Source organism: Pandoraea sp. NPDC090278, from assembly GCF_044772185.1.
In the GTDB taxonomy this organism is placed as follows: Bacteria; Pseudomonadota; Gammaproteobacteria; order Burkholderiales; family Burkholderiaceae; genus Pandoraea.
Genome location: NZ_JBIVYJ010000008.1, coordinates 103554 through 120393 on the forward strand (window position 1 = coordinate 103554; position 16840 = coordinate 120393).

The following is a 16840-nucleotide window of genomic DNA, read 5'->3' on the forward strand; positions in this document are numbered from 1 at the left end:
GATCGTGGTGTTCGATCCGGCGTCCCGTTTTGCCATGCTGACCGTTAATGAACGAAGTCGGTCGAGACAAGCGACTTGCCGCGCGTCTCGGGCAGCAGCAGCGCGCACACGACGACGAGCAGATAGCCGCCGCCCGCGACCATCCCGATGGCCTTCACGAGCGAGCCGGTCTGCGCGAGCGTGCCCACTGCGATGGGGAAGAACGAACCGATGCCGCGCCCGAGGTTGTAGCAGAAGCCCTGACCCGAGCCGCGAATGTGGTTCGGATACAGCTCCGTGAGATACGCCCCGATGCCCGCGAAAATGCCCTGCACGACGATGCCCAGCGGGAAGCCGAGCAGCAGCATGGCACTGTCGGTGATCGGCAGCATCGTGTACACCATGCCGAGCACGAACGACGCGATGGCGAAGAAGATGAACGCGCCACGGCGTCCCAGTTTGTCCGAGAGAATCGCACCGACGATATAGCCCACGAACGAGCCGACGATCAGCACGATCAGATAGGCGCTCGTGTTGAACACGGACAGGCCGCGCACCGTCTTCAGATACGTCGGCAGCCACGTCGTGATCGCGTAATAGCCGCCGAGCATCCCGGTGCACAGCAGGCTGCCGAGGATCGTCGTCTTCAGATGCGCCGGTGCGAAGATCTGCGTGAAGTTGCTTTGCAACTGGCCCTCGGCGATCTTGCGGCGCGTTTGCGTGAAGATCTCCGGGTCCGACACGTTGCGACGCACATACGTGATCCACACCGCGGGCAGAATCCCGATCCAGAAGCACGCACGCCATGCGTAGCCTTCATCGAGCACGGCGAAGAAGAACCAGTACAGCAATGCGGCGGCGGCCCAGCCGACCGACCAGCTGCTTTGCACGGTGCCGACCGCTTTCGCGCGATGCTGCGGCGAGCGAATCATCTCGCCCATCATCATCGTGACGACGGTCCATTCGCCGCCGAAGCCGATGCCCTGCAACGTGCGCGTCACGAGCAACTGCCAGAACGAATTCGTGAAGCCCGAGAGGAACGTGAACAGGCAGAAGGTGGCAATCGTCCATTGCAGCACGCGCACGCGGCCGTAGCGATCCGCAAGAATGCCCGCGAGCCATCCCCCGACGGCAGACGAGATCAGCGAACTGGTCGCGATCATGCCCGCCTCGCCCTTCGTCATTCCCCATGCGGCAATGAGCGTGGGGATCAGGAAAGAATAGATCATGAAGTCGAACGCGTCGACGGCATAGCCGCCAAAGCCCGCATACAGGGCCTTGCGCTCCTTCGTGTTGAGTTCTTGGAACCAGGAAAAAAACGCCATGAAGACTCCTCGGTGGATCGTGTGCTTGTCGTTATGTGTGCGACGTGTGGTTGTTGTGTATCGATGTCGGGCATCGAGGGTCGGGTCCACGTCTGACCCGGTGTTCGGCGATCAGTGAGTTGTCAGGGCAGCATCAGAGTGTCAGGCCACCATCGACGTGAATCACCTGACCGGTGATTTGTCGTGCGTGCGGCCCGAGCAGGAAGACGGCAAGGGCGGCGATGTCGTCGGGCTCGCAGAGGCGTCCGGTCGGTGTGGCGTCGGCTGCGCGTTGCCATGCGGCCGGATCGATGGCCGAGTGGCCGCTGTCCTTGCGCGTGTAGCCCGGCGCGACGCAATTGATCGTCACCCCTGCGCGCGCGTATTCGGCGGCGGTGCTTTTCGCCAACGCTTCGATAGCCGCCTTGGCGGCGGCCGTCGCGGGAAAACCGGATTGGTTCGGCGCGAAACGATGCGCCACGAACGAGCTGACGGCGACCACGCTGCCTTGCGACGAACGTTGGAGATCGGGCAGCGCGTGGCGCAACAACGCGGCGAATGCACCGGGCATGGCGGCGAGCGTGCGTGCGAAGGCCTCGTCGTCGATGTCGGCCAGCGACTGACGCGTAGCGAAGCCTGCATTGCTCACGATTTGGTCGACGGGACCGAAGGCGTTATGCGCGGCGTCGACGAGTCGTGCGGCGGACTGCGCGTCCGTCAGGTCGCCGAACCATGTGGCGCACTGCGCACCGGCGTCTTCGCATGCGCGACGCACTTCGGCGAGCCGCGCCTGACTGGCGTCGGACGCGCCGCGTGTGTGGAGCAGCAAGCGGGTGTCAGGGGAGGCGAGACGGCGGGCGATGGCCGCGCCGATGCCGGAAGCGGCACCGGTAACCACGACGGTGCGTCCGTCACGCTGAGGTGAATTCGGCGACTGGCCGGACGAGGTAGCTGAAGTAGTCACGATAAGCCCGGAGTTTGCCTGATGGGGTGCTCGTGATTATGCCAAACCGCCTCGGTGCCGGAACAGCCGCGTCAATATTATTTACGAAGTGAACAAAGTGGAAGAATCGCCCGGTGGGAATGGTGCGGGGCGGCGTGGGATCGTCCGCCCCTTGCACCGTCATTACACCGCGCCGACCACCCGGGGCGGCTCGATCTCGCTCACCGAGTGCAACGTCATCGTGTGCTGATGGAAGCGGGCCAGCGTGTCGCGATGCGCCACACTGACGATGGCTGTATCGGGCAGTTGCGCGTGCAATGCGTCGTACACGGCTTCTTCGGTCTCCACGTCGAGTGCGCTCGTCGCTTCGTCAAGAAACAGGAAGTCGGGCTTTTGCAGCAGTGCGCGCGCGGCTGCCAGTCGCTGTTGCTCGCCGCCGGAGAGACGTCGGGCCCAATGCGCCGAGGTCAGCAGGTCGTCGCCGTATTGCCCGAGGTTCACGGCGTTCAGGGCGTCGCGACACTCGGCGTCGGAAAACGTGTCCGGCGACGACGGGAACGCGAGCGCGGCTTTGAGCGTGTCGATGGGCAGATAGCTTTGCTGCGAGAGGAACAACACGCGGGCGTTGGCGGGGACTTCGATGCGTCCGCTGCCGAACGGCCACAGACCGGCAAGTGCGCGCAGCATCGTGCTCTTGCCGCAACCCGAGCGACCGCGCACCAGCCAGCGCGATCCCGGCGCGAAGGCGAACGATCCGGTGGCGGCGAGCGGTACACCGTTAGGCAACGACAGCCGCAAGTCGGCGGCCGTGAAGGCGGGGACGTCACTGGCGGTCACCACGGCGATGCCGCCTTCAGGGTGCGGTGTGGCGTCGATGACGCGTGTGAATTCGCGCAGACGATTGATCGTCGCCTTCCAGTCGGCCAGTGTCGAGAAGCTGTTCACGAACCAGGAGAATCCATCGCTCACTTGTCCGAAGGCGTCGATGATTCGCATCAGCACACCCAGCGTGAATGCGCCTGCAAAGTAACGGGGTGCTGCCGCCATGATCGGAAAGACGATGGCGATCTGCGCGTAGATCGAGTTCGCGAAGATCAGGCGTTTCGTCACGACCATGATCTGCCACCAGTTGTCGCGCACCGCGCCGAACGCTGACTTTAGTCGCGACAACTCCGCGCCTTCGCCACGATAGAGCGCGACCTGCTCAGCGGATTCACGCAGCCGCACCAGCAGAAAACGAAAGTCGGCTTCGACCTGTTGCTGCCGGTAGCTGAGTCCGACGAGCGGGCGGCCGACCTTGAAGATCAGGAACGAGCCGACGATGGCGTACAGCGCCGCGACCCACACCATGTAGCCCGGAATCGTCACATTCATGCCTGCCAGCGCGAAGGACACCGCGCCCGAGATCGTCCACAGAATCGTGATGAAGGAGAACAGCGAGACGAGCGTCGTCAACAGATCGAGCGACAGCGCGAGCGACGAATTGACGAGCGTGCGGATGTCTTCGGAAATACGCTGATCGGGGTTGTCGGCGAGGTGATCGCGCTCGATGCGGTAGTAGGCGCGATGGGCGAACCACTTCGTGAGGTTCGCGTCCGTCACCCACTGTCGCCAGCGGATCTCCAGCATCTGACGGAAGTAAGTGCGAAACGTCGCGATGATGATGAAGCTGAATGCCAGCACCGCAAATTCGACGAGCGACGACTTGAAGACCGGCCAGTTGCGCTTGTCGAGCGCGTCGTAAAAGCTGGCGTTCCACGCGTTGAGCCGCACGTTGATGAACACGACGGCAAGGTTCAGGGCGATCACGAGCGCAAGCAAGCGTCGGCCCTCCCAACGCTTCTCCGAGACCCAGTAGGGACGGATCAGTTGCCAGGCGGTGGGATGTTTGGGTGGTTTGGGCGGCGGTGCGGCGGTGTCGCCCGAGGGGTGCGGGGCGAGTGGCGTGTGGGTCGGCGTGTTGGCCATGATCGTCGGGCGGCGCGGCCGCAGTGGGGCAACGTTGTTATCTATACGTTTCGCACATATGGCCCATTTGACCGCAGTTCCCGATGGTGCGTTGCACGATTTGCGTCCTGAGCCGCGCGTGACGGGGATTTTCAGTTTACGGACCGTTACAAGCGGCCCGAATCAGGGGCTGAGGATCTCAAAAAACGAGACGCGACGAGCGTGCAATCGCCCGGGAAGCCAGCTTGCACGGGCGTCGGCATCTATGTTGTAATGGCTGCGGGCGAAACAGGGGTGCTCCGTAACTGGCGTAGTCACGTCAAAGAAGTCACGGGGCTGAGAGAGACCCTTTGCACCCGACCCGGGTAATACCGGCGTGGGAAGTTTCCGACTCCTCCATTGGGGTAAGGTGGCCATCACCGTTTCGTCCTTTTGCTTTCATGAGGAAAGGGCCCCATGCGTTGCCTTCCACAACATTCTTCGTATTCCCCTGAGTGCCTGCGCGCCGTGATGGCTTGCGCGGCAATGTGCGTATGAGCGCGACGGCTGCTATTTCTACGTCGCGTCCTGACATTGCCGTGCTGGGCGGCGGGCTGTCCGGCCGTCTGCTGGCGTGGCAACTGATTCGCGCAGGCGCGCGCGTCGCGCTGTACGAGCGGGGCGATGCCGATGGCTCGTCCGCTGCTGGCTGGGTCGCTGCCGCCATGCTCGCGCCACTGGCCGAGGCCGCCGTGGCCGAGCCGAGCATCGTCGAGATGGGCGCGGTCGGACTTGAGCGCTGGCCCGCGCTGATCGACGGCCTTCCCGAACACGTCTTCTTCCAACGCAACGGCACGCTGGTCGTGTGGCATCAGCCCGACCGCGCCGAGGCCGTGATGTTCGATCGTCGGATGCGCGCGAATGCGCCGCCCGAACTGCTGCGTGGCGGCGTCGAACGGATTTCCGGCGCACAACTGAAGGATGTGGAGCCGGCGCTCGCGGGACGTTTCCAGGAAAGCTGGCTGCTGCCGAACGAAGGGCAGCTCGACAACCGTCAGTTGTTGCGTGCGCTGGCCGCAGGCCTTGCGAAGGCGGGTGCGGACCTGCACTGGAACACGGAAATTGCCGAGGGCGCATATCCGGATGCCGGTCTGGTCATCGACTGTCGCGGACTGGGCGCGCGCGAAGCGCTCACTCAACTGCGCGGTGTGCGTGGCGAGGTTGTGCGCATTCACGCGCCGGGGATCGGTCTGCGTCGCCCGGTGCGCTTGCTGCACCCGCGCTATCCGATCTACATCGCGCCCAAGGAAAACGATCTGTACGTGATCGGGGCGACCGAACTCGAATCGGAAGACATGTCGCCGATGACCGTGCGCTCGGCGCTCGAACTGCTCTCGGCGGCGCACTCGCTGAACCCGGCGTTCGGCGAAGCGCGCATTGTCGAGCTGAACGTCAATTGCCGCCCGGCGCTGCCCGACCATCTGCCGCGCGTGCAGTGGGACGGCGCACGGTTGCTGCGCGTGAACGGTCTGTACCGTCACGGCTATCTGCTCGCCCCGGCGGTCACCGGCGAGGCGTGCGCACTGGCGCAGGCATTGATGCAAACGAAGGACGCGCCGTCGGGATCGGCGGACGCGTTCGACTGGGAGACGTGGCGAGCCAGCCGGCCGTGGCCGGACCTGTTTCGTCAGGCATGAGAGGAAGCGGTAGTCAATGGACATCCATATCAATCAACAGATGCTGAGCGTGGCCGATACGGCGACGCTGGCCGAGGCGCTCGCCGCCTACGGCGCCAAGCCGCCTTTCGCGGCGGCGATCAACGGGCAATTCGTGCCCAAGACGCAGTACGCCGCGCGCACGCTCGCGCAGGGCGACAAGATCGATGTCGTGCAACCGGTGGCCGGAGGCTGAAATGAACGCATTCACCGAATCGAACAACGTGGCGGCCAGCAGCACGCGTGACGCGCTCACGCTCTACGACACCCGCTTCGGCAGCCGCTTTTTGCTCGGCACGGCGCGTTATCCGTCGCTGCAAGCGCTGAACGATTCCATCGACGCGGCGCGCCCGGGCATGGTGACGGTGGCATTGCGCCGTCAACTCTCGGGCACCGGGGCGCAAGCGTCGGAAGGTCATTTCTGGGACACGCTGCGCCGCCTTGCGGTGCCGGTGCTGCCCAATACGGCGGGCTGCCATTCGGTGCAGGAAGCGGTGACGACGGCGCAAATGGCGCGCGAAGTCTTCGAGACCGACTGGATCAAGCTCGAACTCATCGGCGACGACTACACGCTTCAGCCCGATCCGTTCGGTCTGGTGACGGCCGCCGAGCAACTGATTCGCGAGGGCTTCAAGGTCCTGCCGTACTGCACGGAAGATCTGGTGCTGTGCCGTCGACTGCTCGACGTCGGCTGTCAGGCGCTGATGCCGTGGGGTGCGCCGATCGGCACCGGCAAGGGCGTGATCAATCCGTACGGTCTGCGTCTGTTGCGTGATCGTCTGCCGGATACGCCGCTGATCGTCGACGCGGGCCTCGGTCTGCCGTCGCACGCCTGTCAGGTGATGGAATGGGGTTACGACGGCGTGCTGCTCAACACCGCCGTTGCGCTCGCCGCGCAACCGGTGGAGATGGCCGGTGCGTTCGCCGGTGCGATCAAGGCAGGGCGCGCCGCGTGGCTCGCGGGTCCGATGGCCGAGCGTGAGAGCGCCGAAGCCAGCACCCCGGTCGTCGGCGTGCCGTTCTGGCATCAGTCCGGTAGCTGAGCGCGCCTGATTTCATGACTAACGGCCGCGCGATGCGGGGCCGGATCAACAAGGATTTTCCATGACGACGCACGCTGGTGCCGCCGGGCCTGTGCCTATGCAGCACGTGCAATGCCTGCCCGCCGACGCACCGCTCGCAGTGGCCTGGCAGCAGGCCGCCGACGCGATCCGCGCGCGCCTTGCACCTTGGCCGGATACGGCGACCTCGCCGCAATGGCGTCTGCATGCTGAGACACCGGTTAGCGCAGGACAGGGCGATGTCGTCTGGATGCCGCTCGTGCCTGAGCATGGATTAGGTACGGCAGCGTCCGTCCGCGTGGATGCATGGCGCGCGAATGGCGCGGTCGTGCTTTGCTCGCACCCGCTCGCGCAGGGGCACGTGGAAGACACGCTGTACACGTCGGACGGCGTCTATCGTGTGGCGAGTGTGGACGATCATGCATTCTTTCCCGCGTTCGCGGCCTTTCTGGACTGCGGATTTGCCCCGCACGACGCACTGGTCCTCGGTCGCGCATGGCGCACGGACGGCAGTCATGCGCGCGCGGAAGACGTCGACACGCTGGGCGCATGGCCGACTGTGCTGGAGACGTTCCCCGCCGTGCTGGGTCAGGTGTCGTCGCCGGGACGCTTTCCGGCATGCCCGGCGCGACTGGGTCTCTACCCGGTGCTGCCCGACGCCGATTGGTGCGAGCGGATGGCCGATCTTCAGGTCGGCACCGTGCAGTTGCGCATCAAGGACCCGGCGCACCTGGGGCTGCGCAGCGAGATCGAACGCACGGTGGCGGCCAGTCGCCGCGTGACGCACGACAGCGCGTGGTTCATCAACGATCACTGGCGCGAGGCGGCGCAGGCCGACGCCTACGGCGTGCATCTCGGTCAGGAAGACATGGCGGCGCTCTCGGCCGACGAAGTCGCGACGCTGCATGCGAGCGGCATGCGGCTGGGCATCAGCACGCACGGCTATTACGAGATTCTCGCGGCGCATCACTTCCGTCCGAGCTATCTGGCCGTCGGCGCGGTGTTCCCGACGACGACCAAGGTCATCGCTACGGCACCGCAAGGGCTGGCGAAGCTGGCGCGTTACGTGAAGCTCATTGCACCGCATTACCCGCTGGTGGCGATTGGCGGTATCGACGCCGCCAACCTGCCGCAGGTGCTCGAAACCGGTGTGGGATGCACGGCCGTCGTGCGCGCCGTGACGGAAGCCGACGACGTGGCAGCAGCGGTCCGTTCGATGCAGCAGGAATTCGCGCGGCGCGCGTGAGTTTGCGAGACGCCGTGAGCGGTGGCTACAGTTCGCGCGTCATGAAGACTGCGCCATCGCCATAGCCCGCCAGTTTGGCGGCGATCTGCGGCGAGACATCCGCGGCGACCCGATACCCGAAGCGGGCCCAGAACCCCTGCGATTGCTGTACTGCCACCAACGCCGAGGCGCGCAGGCCGAGCGATTGTGCCGCCGACAACGCGGCGGCGTAAAGCTGACCGGCCACGCCCGCGCCACGTGTGCGCGGTGCAAGTGCCATGTCGTGCACGTACCAGCAGTCGGGGGCGTCAGGCAGCGTGTCGAGGACGGTGTCCAGCGGCGGCGGTGCGGCGAGACGCCAGGGGTGCGTGAACAGGTAGCCTGCGATGCCCGCGTCCGTGCGCCCGGTCGTTTCAGCATCTGACGCATCCACCGCCACCCAGCAAGTCTTTGGCGACAAGGCCAGACGCGAGGCGAGGGTGGCTTCCGACTCCAGCATCAGGTCGGCGTATGCCAGGGCCTGGACCGTCAGCACATTGGGAAGATCGCCCGGTTGCATCGGACGAATCCGAAAGTCCGGTGTCGCCGTAGTCTGCGGCGCGACGGGGCGGAAAGAGGGAGGGGTAGCGGAAGACATCCCGAGGAACGTTGACAAGGGCGAAACGTCGTATTGTAGCAACGGCGCAACACCAGCGCGGGGCCGGAAGACGATAAGTCCTTGGTGTCGTTGGGTTTTTGCGGCGTTGCGGCTATTGGAACGTTATCGCAGCAATACGTCTGGGGCCTGTAGAATCCCGCGGGGCAGCGTCATTCCTTGCTTTCGCCGATCCGGCGTGGACGGCATCGATTGGTAAACCCCCCTATAATTGGCGTTTTGCGCCGCACTATAAGACCCGAAACGTGCCTACCCCGAATCCGGAAAATCTGCTCGAACTGCGCGACGTCAGCTTTGGTTATGGCGAACGTCTGGTGCTTTCCGGGCTGAATATGCGGTTTCCCCGCGGCAAGGTCATTGCGGTCATGGGCGGTTCCGGTTGCGGTAAAACGACCGTGCTGCGTCTGATCGGCGGTCTCGTGCACGCCAGTAAAGGTCAGGTCGAATTCGACGGGACCGACGTTTCCACGCTCGACCGCGACGGCTGGTACCGCCTGCGTCGCCGCATGGGCATGCTGTTCCAGTTCGGCGCGCTGTTTACCGACATGACGGTGTTCGACAATGTGGCGTTTCCGCTGCGCGAACACACCCGTCTCGACGAAGAACTGATTCGCGACCTCGTACTGATGAAGCTCAATGCCGTGGGCCTGCGTGGCGCTCGCGACATGAAGCCCGCCGAGATCTCGGGCGGGATGGCGCGCCGTGTGGCGCTGGCTCGCACGATTGCGCTCGATCCGGACCTCGTCATGTACGACGAGCCGTTCACGGGTCTGGACCCGATCTCGATGGGGATTACGGCGAATCTGATCCGTAAGCTGAACGACGCGCTGGGTGCGACGTCGATCATCGTCTCGCACGATGTCGCCGAAACGTTCGCCATCGCCGACTACATCTACTTCATTAGCGAAGGCCGTATCGCCGCCGAGGGCGCGCCCGACGCGCTGCGCGCCTCGAACGACCCGACGGTGCGCCAGTTCATCGACGCGCAGCCGGACGGCCCCGTGAAATTCCAGTATCCCGCGCCGCCGCTCGCGGAAGACTTCGGTATCGGAGCGCGTGCATGATTACCACCATCGGCAGTTTTGTTCGCGGCCACGTCGAGCGCCTGGGTTACGGAGCGCGCATGTTCCTGCGCATGCTCGGATCGAGCACCGCGCTGCTGCGCCGTCCGCGTCTGGTGACGGACCAGATTCACTTCGTCGGCAATTATTCGTTCGTCATCATCGCCGTCTCGGGCCTGTTCGTCGGTTTCGTGCTCGGCCTGCAAGGCTATTACACGCTCAACAAGTACGGCTCGGAGCAGGCCCTCGGTCTGCTCGTGGCGCTGTCGCTGGTGCGTGAGCTGGGGCCGGTCGTCACGGCGCTGCTGTTCGCCGGGCGCGCGGGCACGTCGCTCACCGCCGAGATCGGCCTGATGAAGGCGGGCGAACAACTGACCGCGATGGAGATGATGGCAATTGACCCGATCGCCCGCGTGGTCGCGCCGCGTTTCTGGGCGGGCGTGATCGCCATGCCGATCCTGGCTGCGATCTTCTCGGCAGTCGGTATTTTCGGGGGCTACCTCGTCGGCGTCGAGATGATCGGCGTGGATTCCGGTGCGTTCTGGTCGCAGATGCAAGGCGGCGTGGACGTATGGTCGGACGTCGCGAACGGCGTCATCAAGAGCATCGTGTTCGGCATTGCCGTCACCTTCATCGCGCTTTATCAGGGCTTCGAAGCACAGCCGACGCCGGAAGGCGTGTCGCGTGCTACGACGCGTACGGTCGTGCAGGCATCGCTGGCCGTGCTCGGCCTCGACTTCCTGCTTACGGCACTCATGTTCAGCTAAGAGGCCGGCTCGCCTGCCAAGACATAGACAGACAGTTTGCGCACACTGACACAATGAAAAAACACCCTCTCGACTTCTGGGTCGGCCTGTTCGTGGTCCTCGGCTTTGCCGCCCTCCTGTTCCTCGCGCTCAAAGCGGGCAACATGAGTTCGCTGTCGTTCTCGAATACCTATCCGGTCACGGTGCGGTTCGATAACATCGGCGGTCTCAAGCCGCGTGCGGCGGTCAAGAGCGCCGGCGTAGTGGTGGGGCGCGTGGCGTCGATCAAGTTCGACGACAAGCGTTATCTGGCCGACGTCACGCTCAATCTGGATTCGCAGTACCAGTTCCCGAAGGACTCGTCGGCGAAGATTCTGACGTCGGGTCTGCTCGGCGAGCAATACATCGGACTTGAGCCGGGTGGTGATGATCAGATGCTCAAGGGCGGTGATACGATCACGCTCACGCAGTCTGCCATCGTGCTGGAAAACCTGATTGGCCAGTTCCTGTACAACAAGGCAGCAGATGCCGGCGGCGCCCAGGCGGGCGGCGCATCGGCAGCACCGGCGGCAGCGCCGGCGGCTGGGGCAGCACCGGTAACCCAAGGAAAATAAGAGAAAATGACCAGCTTCCGTACTTCGGCAGTGTTGGCCGCTGGCGCGTTGGCGCTGGCAGGCTGTGCCACTGTCACGAACCCCAACCCCGCTGACCCCATCGAAGGTTTCAACCGTTCGATGTACAAGTTCAACGACACGCTCGACAAGGCCGTGCTCGTGCCCGTGGCAAAGGGCTACCGTTTCACCGTGCCGGAACCGGCGCGCGACATGGTTACGAACTTCTTCTCGAACGTGGGCGACGTGTATAACGTCGCCAACAACCTGCTTCAGTTGGAGATCACGGCCGCCGCGCAGGATCTGATGCGCCTGACGATCAACACCTTCTTCGGTGTCGGTGGTCTGTTCGACTTCGCCACGCCGGCCGGCCTGCCCAAGCACAGTCAGGACTTCGGCGTGACGCTGGGCAAGTGGGGTATTCCTGCAGGCCCATACCTCGTGCTGCCGCTGCTTGGCCCGAGCACGGTGCGCGACGGCGTCGGCATGGCGGGCAACATGTTCATCGACCCGACGTCGTACATCAAGCCGGACTGGATTAGCTACTCGCTGTACGGTGTGCGTCTCGTGAATACGCGCGCCAACCTGCTCGACGCGTCCAACCTGCTTGAAGCCGCCGCACTCGATCCGTACTCGTTCACACGCGATGCGTATCTTGCACGTCGCAAGTATCTGGTGAACGGCGGGGCGACGAGCGATACGTCGCTGCCGAACTACGAAGATGAAGATGGTGCGGGCGCTGCGGGTGCCGCAGGTGCTGCCGCAGCTGGCGGTGCCGGTGCGCAGCCGATGCCTGCCGCCAAGCCCGCTTCGGGCGCGAGCGCTCCGGCGGCTGCCTCAGGTGCGCAGGCCGAACCGGACGCGCCGCAAGGCTCACCCGTGCCGGGCAAGATGGTGCCGGGCGGATTGCCTTTCCGTCGCTAATCGTCACCGATCGTCGGCGACTGTCGCCGACTGTTGTTGAAACGGGGCTCGGCGCGCTATCCACGCGATAGCTGCGTCGTGTCCGGGCAACAGTTTGTTACACGACACTCCCGGCAATCCGAGAACTCCAGACGCCGCGCGGGTATCCAAACCCGCAACACTCGTCACTCGAAAGAGGAAGTCCACAATGAAGAAGTTCTGGCTCATTCCCGTCATGGCTTTCATGACGTACACCGCCGCTGGCTCTGCCATGGCGCAAGCGCAGTCCCCGGACGCACTCGTTAAACAGACCGTGACCGAAGTGATGGCTGCGGCCAAGAGCGACCCCAACATCCAGAAGGGCGATCTGAACAGCATTACGCGTCTGGTCGAGCAGAAAATCATGCCGCACGCCGATTTCACGAAGACGACGCAACTGGCGAGCGGCGCCGCATGGCGTCAGGCCACGCCCGAGCAGAAAAAGCAGCTGACCGAACAGTTCAAGACGCTGCTGCTGCGCACCTATGCCGGTGCCATTGCCCAGATTCGCGACCAGACGGTTGAGTACAAGCCGTTCCGCGGCCAGCCCGGCGATACCGATGCCGTGGTGTACACGAGCGTGGTCAACGCCGGTCAGCCGATCGAGCTCGACTACCGTCTTTACAAGACGGCAAGCGGCGAATGGAAGCTCTATGACCTGAACGTGCTGGGCGCGTGGCTGATTCAAACGTACCGCAATCAGTTCGCCGAGAAGGTGAATCAATCGGGCGTCGACGGTCTGATCCAGTTCCTGACGCAACGTAACCAGCAACTCGCAGGCGGCAAGTAAGCCCATGCTCGCGTTGCAAACCGACCTGACTCACGACACTGCCGGCGACGTCCTCGCGCAGGCCATCGATCGCATCGACGCGGGCGAGACCCAGATCGACTGCGCCGGGCTCACGCATTTCGACTCGTCGGCGCTCGCGGTGCTGCTGGCTTTGCGCCGTCACGCGAGTCGGCGTGGTGCGATGTTGGCGTTCACTAACTTGCCGACGGGGTTGGCCAGTCTTGCACTGGTGTACGGTGTCGACCATCTGCTTTCGAGCTGATTCGTCCGGCCGGACTGCCGCCCTTGAAGAAGCGCCGTCATGTGACGGCGCTTTTTTTATGGCCGAGCGGAAGGCAGCGGAGGCCATAGGCCTTCGGTGCCGTGCCGCTGGTGCGTTACCGAGGTTACAGACGGGCTAAGGTGGGTTAAGGCGGGCGCGAGCACGGCCGCCACCGGCTTCCTTTATAATCAGGGGTTTTCTGCCGACTTTTGGGCAGTGACCCCCGTCCGGACTCCGGCACCGCCATTATGGTGGGTGCAATCCCCCGACCCGGAAAACAATAATGGCGTACCCGCGAAGACGGGTGCGTGCAGTCATGGCCGCCATCGAAATCCGTAACGTCAAAAAACGCTATCAGGCGTTGCAGGCGCTCAAGGGCGTCAGCTTCTCGATCGAAGAAGGCGAATTCTTCGGTCTGCTCGGCCCCAACGGCGCGGGCAAGACCACGCTGATCAGCATTCTTGCGGGCCTCGCGCGCGCGGACTCGGGCAACATCAGCGTGCTCGGTCACGATGTGGTGCGCGATTACCGCGACGCCCGCCGCAAGCTCGGCGTGGTGCCGCAGGAACTCGTCTTCGATCCGTTCTTCTCGGTGCGCGAGACGCTGCGTATCCAGTCCGGCTACTTCGGACTCAAGCGCAACGACGACTGGATCGACGAAGTGATGGCTAACCTCGATCTGACCGACAAGGCGGACGCCAACATGCGTCAGCTCTCGGGCGGCATGAAGCGACGCGTGCTGGTGGCGCAGGCGCTGGTGCATCGCCCGCCGGTGATCGTGCTCGACGAGCCGACCGCCGGGGTCGACGTCGAACTGCGTCAGACGCTCTGGAAGTTCATCTCGCGTCTGAACCGCGAAGGTCACACGATCGTGCTGACCACCCACTATCTGGAAGAGGCGGAAGCGCTGTGCGACCGCATCGCCATGCTCAAGCGCGGCGAAGTCGTGGCGCTGGAGCGTACGGCGTCGCTATTGCAGCGCTTTGCGGGCACGCGTCTCGTGCTGCGGTTCAAGCAGGGCACGTTGCCGGCTGAGCTGCGTCCGTTGCTGGTCGACGGTCAGGACACGAACGGCCATCAGTTCGCGCTGCGTTTGTCGGGCTGCGACGAAGTGGAATCCATTCTCGCCACCTGCCGTGCGGCAGGCGGCATCGTCGAAGACATCGACATTCAGAAGGCCGACCTCGAGGACGTATTCGTGCAGATCATGTCGGGTTCGCGCGCGCAGGAGGTGGCAGCATGACCGGCTTCAGCACGTTGTTTTACAAGGAAGTGCTGCGCTTCTGGAAGGTAAGTTTCCAGACCGTGGCCGCGCCGGTGCTCACCGCGCTGCTGTATCTGATGATCTTCGGCCACGTGCTCGAAGACCGCGTGAAGGTCTACGACCAGATCAACTACACGTCCTTCCTCGTGCCGGGACTGGTGATGATGAGCGTGTTGCAGAACGCGTTCGCCAATAGCTCGTCGTCGCTGATCCAGTCGAAGATCACGGGCAACCTCGTGTTCGTGCTGCTGCCGCCGCTCTCGCATTGGGAGATGTATGGCGCGTACGTGCTGGCGGCGGTTGTGCGCGGGCTGGCAGTCGGGCTGGGCGTTTTCCTCGTGACGGTCGCGTTCACGCATCTGACGTTTGCCGCACCGCTGTGGATTTTGGGCTTCGCCTTCTTCGGCGCGGCGATCCTCGGTACGCTGGGGTTGATTGCGGGCATCTGGGCCGAGAAATTCGACCAGCTCGCGGCGTTCCAGAACTTCCTGATCATGCCTGCGACGTTCCTCGCAGGCGTGTTCTATTCGATTCAGTCGTTGCCGCCGCTGTGGCAGGCCGTGTCGCACTTCAACCCGTTCTTCTACATGATCGACGGGTTCCGTTACGGCTTCTTCGGCGTGTCCGATGTGGCCCCGACGACGAGTCTCGCCGTCGTCGGCGTGACTTTCCTGATACTCGCAACCGTGGCGCTGAATTTGCTGCGCCGTGGCTACAAACTGCGTCACTGAACTTCTCCAGGATCAGCCATGCTGCCTACCCCCGAACAAATCAAACAGTACATCGAAGCCGGTCTGGCTTGCGATCATGTGGCCGTCGAAGGTGACGGTCAGCACTTCTTCGCGACCATCGTCAGCGCGCAGTTCGAAGGCAAGCGCCTCATTGCACGTCATCAACTCGTGTACGGCGCGCTGGGCGACCGCATGAAGGCCGAAATCCACGCGCTCTCGATGAAGACGCTCACGCCGGCGGAGTATCAGGCGCAATGAGGATTACGCAAGAAAGCGCTGGCGCTGCCAGCAACGGCGAGGTTCTCGCCGGCGAGCGTGTGGCCGCGGACCACCTGGAAATCGAAGGCGGCGAGCGGCTGGAAGGCGAGATTACCGTCTCGGGTGCCAAGAACGCTGCGCTGCCCATTCTGTGTGCCAGCCTGTTGACGGCTGAGCCGCTGGTGCTGGGCAACGTCCCGGATCTGCACGACGTGCGCACCATGCTGACGCTGCTCGCGCGCATGGGTGTGAAGGTCGAGCGCAACGGCGAGTCGGTGACGCTGGACGCGTCGCAGATTACCGAACCTGCCGCACCTTACGAGTTGGTGAAGACCATGCGCGCATCGATTCTGGTGCTCGGCCCGCTGCTCGCTCGTTGTGGCGAAGCGCGTGTGTCGCTGCCGGGTGGATGCGCCATCGGCGCGCGCCCCGTCGATCAGCACATCAAGGGCCTGCAAAAGATGGGCGCCGAGATCACGCTGACGCATGGCGACATCGTGGCGCGGGCTTCACGTCTGCGCGGCGAAACGCTGGTCACCGACATGATCACCGTGACGGGCACCGAGAACCTGCTCATGGCGGCCACGCTGGCAGACGGCGTGACCGTGCTGGCCAACGCCGCCCGCGAGCCGGAAGTGACCGATCTGGCGAATCTGCTTGTGAAGATGGGCGCGAAGATCGATGGCATCGGGACCGACCGTCTGGTGGTCACGGGTGTCGCGCGCTTGCATGGTGCAACGCACGATGTCGTGCCGGACCGTATCGAAGCGGGCACGTTCCTGTGCGCAGCTGTGGTCACGCGCGGCGACATTACGCTGCGCCGCGTGGTGCCTGGCACGCTCGACGCCGTCATCGAAAAATTGCGCGAGACCGGCGCGAATGTGACCGGCGGTGCGGATTGGCTGCGCGTGCAGATGGATCGTCGCGCGCAGGCCGTGAGTTTCCGGACGTCGGAATATCCGGCGTTCCCGACCGACATGCAGGCGCAGTTCATGGCGCTGAATTGCATTGCGCAGGGCGCGTCGCAGGTTGTGGAGACGATCTTCGAGAACCGCTTTATGCACGTGCAGGAATTGATGCGTCTGGGCGCGAATATCGGCATCGAAGGCAACACGGCGCGGATTTCGGGCGTGGATCGTCTGTCGGGCGCGCACGTGATGGCGACCGATCTGCGTGCGTCCGCCAGTCTGATCGTCGCGGGTCTGACGGCCGAAGGCCGCACCCTCGTCGACCGCATTCATCACCTCGATCGCGGCTATCATCGTATCGAGGCCAAGTTGTGCGCCGTGGGCGCGCGAATCCGGCGTGTCGAAGCATGCCAGGGAGAGATTGCATGAGTACCGTGAAGCCGGCAAAGTCGGCCCAGC

18 protein-coding genes and 1 riboswitch are annotated in these 16840 nt (G+C 64.0%); of the genes, 14 read left to right on the forward strand and 4 right to left on the reverse strand.

The window, feature by feature from the left end:
- Positions 1 to 44: 44 nt before the first annotated feature.
- The 3 genes from ACIQWO_RS24705 to ACIQWO_RS24715 form a co-directional block, all read right to left on the reverse strand.
- Complete coding sequence (locus ACIQWO_RS24705; RefSeq protein WP_150578318.1) at positions 45 to 1304, reverse strand: MFS transporter; 1260 nt, start codon at positions 1302 to 1304, stop codon at positions 45 to 47.
- Positions 1305 to 1437: 133 nt separating this feature from the next.
- On the reverse strand, positions 1438 to 2247 hold the full coding sequence (locus ACIQWO_RS24710; protein WP_402829846.1) for an SDR family NAD(P)-dependent oxidoreductase: 810 nt from the start codon (positions 2245 to 2247) through the stop codon (positions 1438 to 1440).
- A gap of 162 nt (positions 2248 to 2409) precedes the next feature.
- Positions 2410 to 4194 (reverse strand): ABC transporter ATP-binding protein/permease, encoded by a 1785-nt coding sequence (locus ACIQWO_RS24715; protein ID WP_402829849.1) that lies wholly within the window; start codon positions 4192 to 4194, stop codon positions 2410 to 2412.
- Positions 4195 to 4453: 259 nt separating this feature from the next.
- Positions 4454 to 4573: riboswitch (TPP riboswitch) on the forward strand.
- A 133-nt stretch (positions 4574 to 4706) separates the two neighbouring features.
- On the opposite strand from ACIQWO_RS24715, the gene ACIQWO_RS24720 reads away from it, so the two are divergent.
- The 4 genes from ACIQWO_RS24720 to ACIQWO_RS24735 all read left to right on the forward strand — a co-directional run bounded on the left by ACIQWO_RS24720 (position 4707) and on the right by ACIQWO_RS24735 (position 8174).
- Positions 4707 to 5849: an FAD-dependent oxidoreductase gene (locus ACIQWO_RS24720; protein ID WP_402829852.1), complete on the forward strand. Its 1143-nt coding sequence runs from the start codon at positions 4707 to 4709 to the stop codon at positions 5847 to 5849.
- Between the two features lie 16 nt (positions 5850 to 5865).
- A complete protein-coding gene (gene thiS, locus ACIQWO_RS24725) occupies positions 5866 to 6063 on the forward strand; it encodes a sulfur carrier protein ThiS (RefSeq protein WP_039393642.1) in 198 nt (65 codons plus the stop codon).
- A gap of 1 nt (position 6064) precedes the next feature.
- Positions 6065 to 6910 carry a thiazole synthase gene (locus ACIQWO_RS24730; RefSeq protein ID WP_150666256.1) on the forward strand — a complete coding sequence of 282 codons (846 nt, stop codon included), beginning with the start codon at positions 6065 to 6067 and terminating at the stop codon, positions 6908 to 6910.
- Positions 6911 to 6971: 61 nt separating this feature from the next.
- Complete coding sequence (locus tag ACIQWO_RS24735; RefSeq protein ID WP_402829857.1) at positions 6972 to 8174, forward strand: thiamine phosphate synthase; 1203 nt, start codon at positions 6972 to 6974, stop codon at positions 8172 to 8174.
- 25 nt (positions 8175 to 8199) lie between these two features.
- Here ACIQWO_RS24735 and ACIQWO_RS24740 read toward each other — a convergent pair whose 3' ends face one another.
- Positions 8200 to 8712 (reverse strand): GNAT family N-acetyltransferase, encoded by a 513-nt coding sequence (locus tag ACIQWO_RS24740; protein WP_402829860.1) that lies wholly within the window; start codon positions 8710 to 8712, stop codon positions 8200 to 8202.
- Between the two features lie 341 nt (positions 8713 to 9053).
- Between ACIQWO_RS24740 and ACIQWO_RS24745 the strand changes: the two genes are divergently transcribed.
- The 10 genes from ACIQWO_RS24745 to murA all read left to right on the forward strand — a co-directional run bounded on the left by ACIQWO_RS24745 (position 9054) and on the right by murA (position 16810).
- Positions 9054 to 9872, forward strand: a complete 819-nt coding sequence (locus tag ACIQWO_RS24745; RefSeq protein ID WP_402829863.1) for an ABC transporter ATP-binding protein — start codon at positions 9054 to 9056, stop codon at positions 9870 to 9872.
- A complete protein-coding gene (gene mlaE / locus ACIQWO_RS24750) occupies positions 9869 to 10636 on the forward strand; it encodes a lipid asymmetry maintenance ABC transporter permease subunit MlaE (RefSeq protein WP_402829866.1) in 768 nt (255 codons plus the stop codon). The genes ACIQWO_RS24745 and mlaE overlap by 4 nt, the downstream gene beginning before the upstream one ends.
- Positions 10637 to 10689: 53 nt before the next feature.
- Positions 10690 to 11229 carry an outer membrane lipid asymmetry maintenance protein MlaD gene (gene mlaD / locus ACIQWO_RS24755; RefSeq protein WP_150578325.1) on the forward strand — a complete coding sequence of 180 codons (540 nt, stop codon included), beginning with the start codon at positions 10690 to 10692 and terminating at the stop codon, positions 11227 to 11229.
- Between the two features lie 6 nt (positions 11230 to 11235).
- Entirely contained in the window at positions 11236 to 12150 is a 915-nt protein-coding gene (locus ACIQWO_RS24760; RefSeq protein WP_402829869.1) for a VacJ family lipoprotein, read from the forward strand.
- 187 nt (positions 12151 to 12337) lie between these two features.
- Entirely contained in the window at positions 12338 to 12958 is a 621-nt protein-coding gene (locus ACIQWO_RS24765) for a phospholipid-binding protein MlaC (protein WP_402829872.1), read from the forward strand.
- A gap of 4 nt (positions 12959 to 12962) precedes the next feature.
- The gene (locus ACIQWO_RS24770) at positions 12963 to 13220 is read left to right on the forward strand and encodes a lipid asymmetry maintenance protein MlaB (protein ID WP_402829875.1); all 258 of its coding nucleotides are present in this window, start codon (positions 12963 to 12965) and stop codon (positions 13218 to 13220) included.
- 316 nt (positions 13221 to 13536) lie between these two features.
- Positions 13537 to 14463 carry an ABC transporter ATP-binding protein gene (locus tag ACIQWO_RS24775; protein WP_039393625.1) on the forward strand — a complete coding sequence of 309 codons (927 nt, stop codon included), beginning with the start codon at positions 13537 to 13539 and terminating at the stop codon, positions 14461 to 14463.
- Positions 14460 to 15215, forward strand: a complete 756-nt coding sequence (locus ACIQWO_RS24780) for an ABC transporter permease (protein ID WP_039393623.1) — start codon at positions 14460 to 14462, stop codon at positions 15213 to 15215. Before ACIQWO_RS24775 ends, ACIQWO_RS24780 begins: the two co-directional genes overlap by 4 nt.
- 18 nt (positions 15216 to 15233) lie before the next feature.
- Positions 15234 to 15473 (forward strand): BolA family protein, encoded by a 240-nt coding sequence (locus ACIQWO_RS24785; protein ID WP_039393621.1) that lies wholly within the window; start codon positions 15234 to 15236, stop codon positions 15471 to 15473.
- A complete protein-coding gene (murA, locus tag ACIQWO_RS24790; RefSeq protein ID WP_402829879.1) occupies positions 15470 to 16810 on the forward strand; it encodes a UDP-N-acetylglucosamine 1-carboxyvinyltransferase in 1341 nt (446 codons plus the stop codon). Before ACIQWO_RS24785 ends, murA begins: the two co-directional genes overlap by 4 nt.
- Positions 16811 to 16840 lie beyond the last annotated feature (30 nt).

Excerpts from the sequence above, each read along its gene's own strand:
- mlaE (WP_402829866.1), top strand. The coding sequence starts at position 9,869 with ATGATTACCACCATCGGCAGTTTTGTTCGCGGCCACGTCGAGCGCCTG.
- ACIQWO_RS24775 (WP_039393625.1), top strand. The coding sequence starts at position 13,537 with ATGGCCGCCATCGAAATCCGTAACGTCAAAAAACGCTATCAGGCGTTG.
- ACIQWO_RS24770 (WP_402829875.1), top strand. The coding sequence starts at position 12,963 with ATGCTCGCGTTGCAAACCGACCTGACTCACGACACTGCCGGCGACGTC.
- ACIQWO_RS24760 (WP_402829869.1), top strand. The coding sequence starts at position 11,236 with ATGACCAGCTTCCGTACTTCGGCAGTGTTGGCCGCTGGCGCGTTGGCG.
- ACIQWO_RS24785 (WP_039393621.1), top strand. The coding sequence starts at position 15,234 with ATGCTGCCTACCCCCGAACAAATCAAACAGTACATCGAAGCCGGTCTG.
- thiS (WP_039393642.1), top strand. The coding sequence starts at position 5,866 with ATGGACATCCATATCAATCAACAGATGCTGAGCGTGGCCGATACGGCG.
- ACIQWO_RS24715 (WP_402829849.1), bottom strand. The coding sequence starts at position 4,194 with ATGGCCAACACGCCGACCCACACGCCACTCGCCCCGCACCCCTCGGGC.
- ACIQWO_RS24735 (WP_402829857.1), top strand. The coding sequence starts at position 6,972 with ATGACGACGCACGCTGGTGCCGCCGGGCCTGTGCCTATGCAGCACGTG.
- ACIQWO_RS24720 (WP_402829852.1), top strand. The coding sequence starts at position 4,707 with ATGAGCGCGACGGCTGCTATTTCTACGTCGCGTCCTGACATTGCCGTG.
- ACIQWO_RS24780 (WP_039393623.1), top strand. The coding sequence starts at position 14,460 with ATGACCGGCTTCAGCACGTTGTTTTACAAGGAAGTGCTGCGCTTCTGG.
- ACIQWO_RS24730 (WP_150666256.1), top strand. The coding sequence starts at position 6,065 with ATGAACGCATTCACCGAATCGAACAACGTGGCGGCCAGCAGCACGCGT.
- ACIQWO_RS24705 (WP_150578318.1), bottom strand. The coding sequence starts at position 1,304 with ATGGCGTTTTTTTCCTGGTTCCAAGAACTCAACACGAAGGAGCGCAAG.
- mlaD (WP_150578325.1), top strand. The coding sequence starts at position 10,690 with ATGAAAAAACACCCTCTCGACTTCTGGGTCGGCCTGTTCGTGGTCCTC.
- murA (WP_402829879.1), top strand. The coding sequence starts at position 15,470 with ATGAGGATTACGCAAGAAAGCGCTGGCGCTGCCAGCAACGGCGAGGTT.
- ACIQWO_RS24765 (WP_402829872.1), top strand. The coding sequence starts at position 12,338 with ATGAAGAAGTTCTGGCTCATTCCCGTCATGGCTTTCATGACGTACACC.
- ACIQWO_RS24740 (WP_402829860.1), bottom strand. The coding sequence starts at position 8,712 with ATGCAACCGGGCGATCTTCCCAATGTGCTGACGGTCCAGGCCCTGGCA.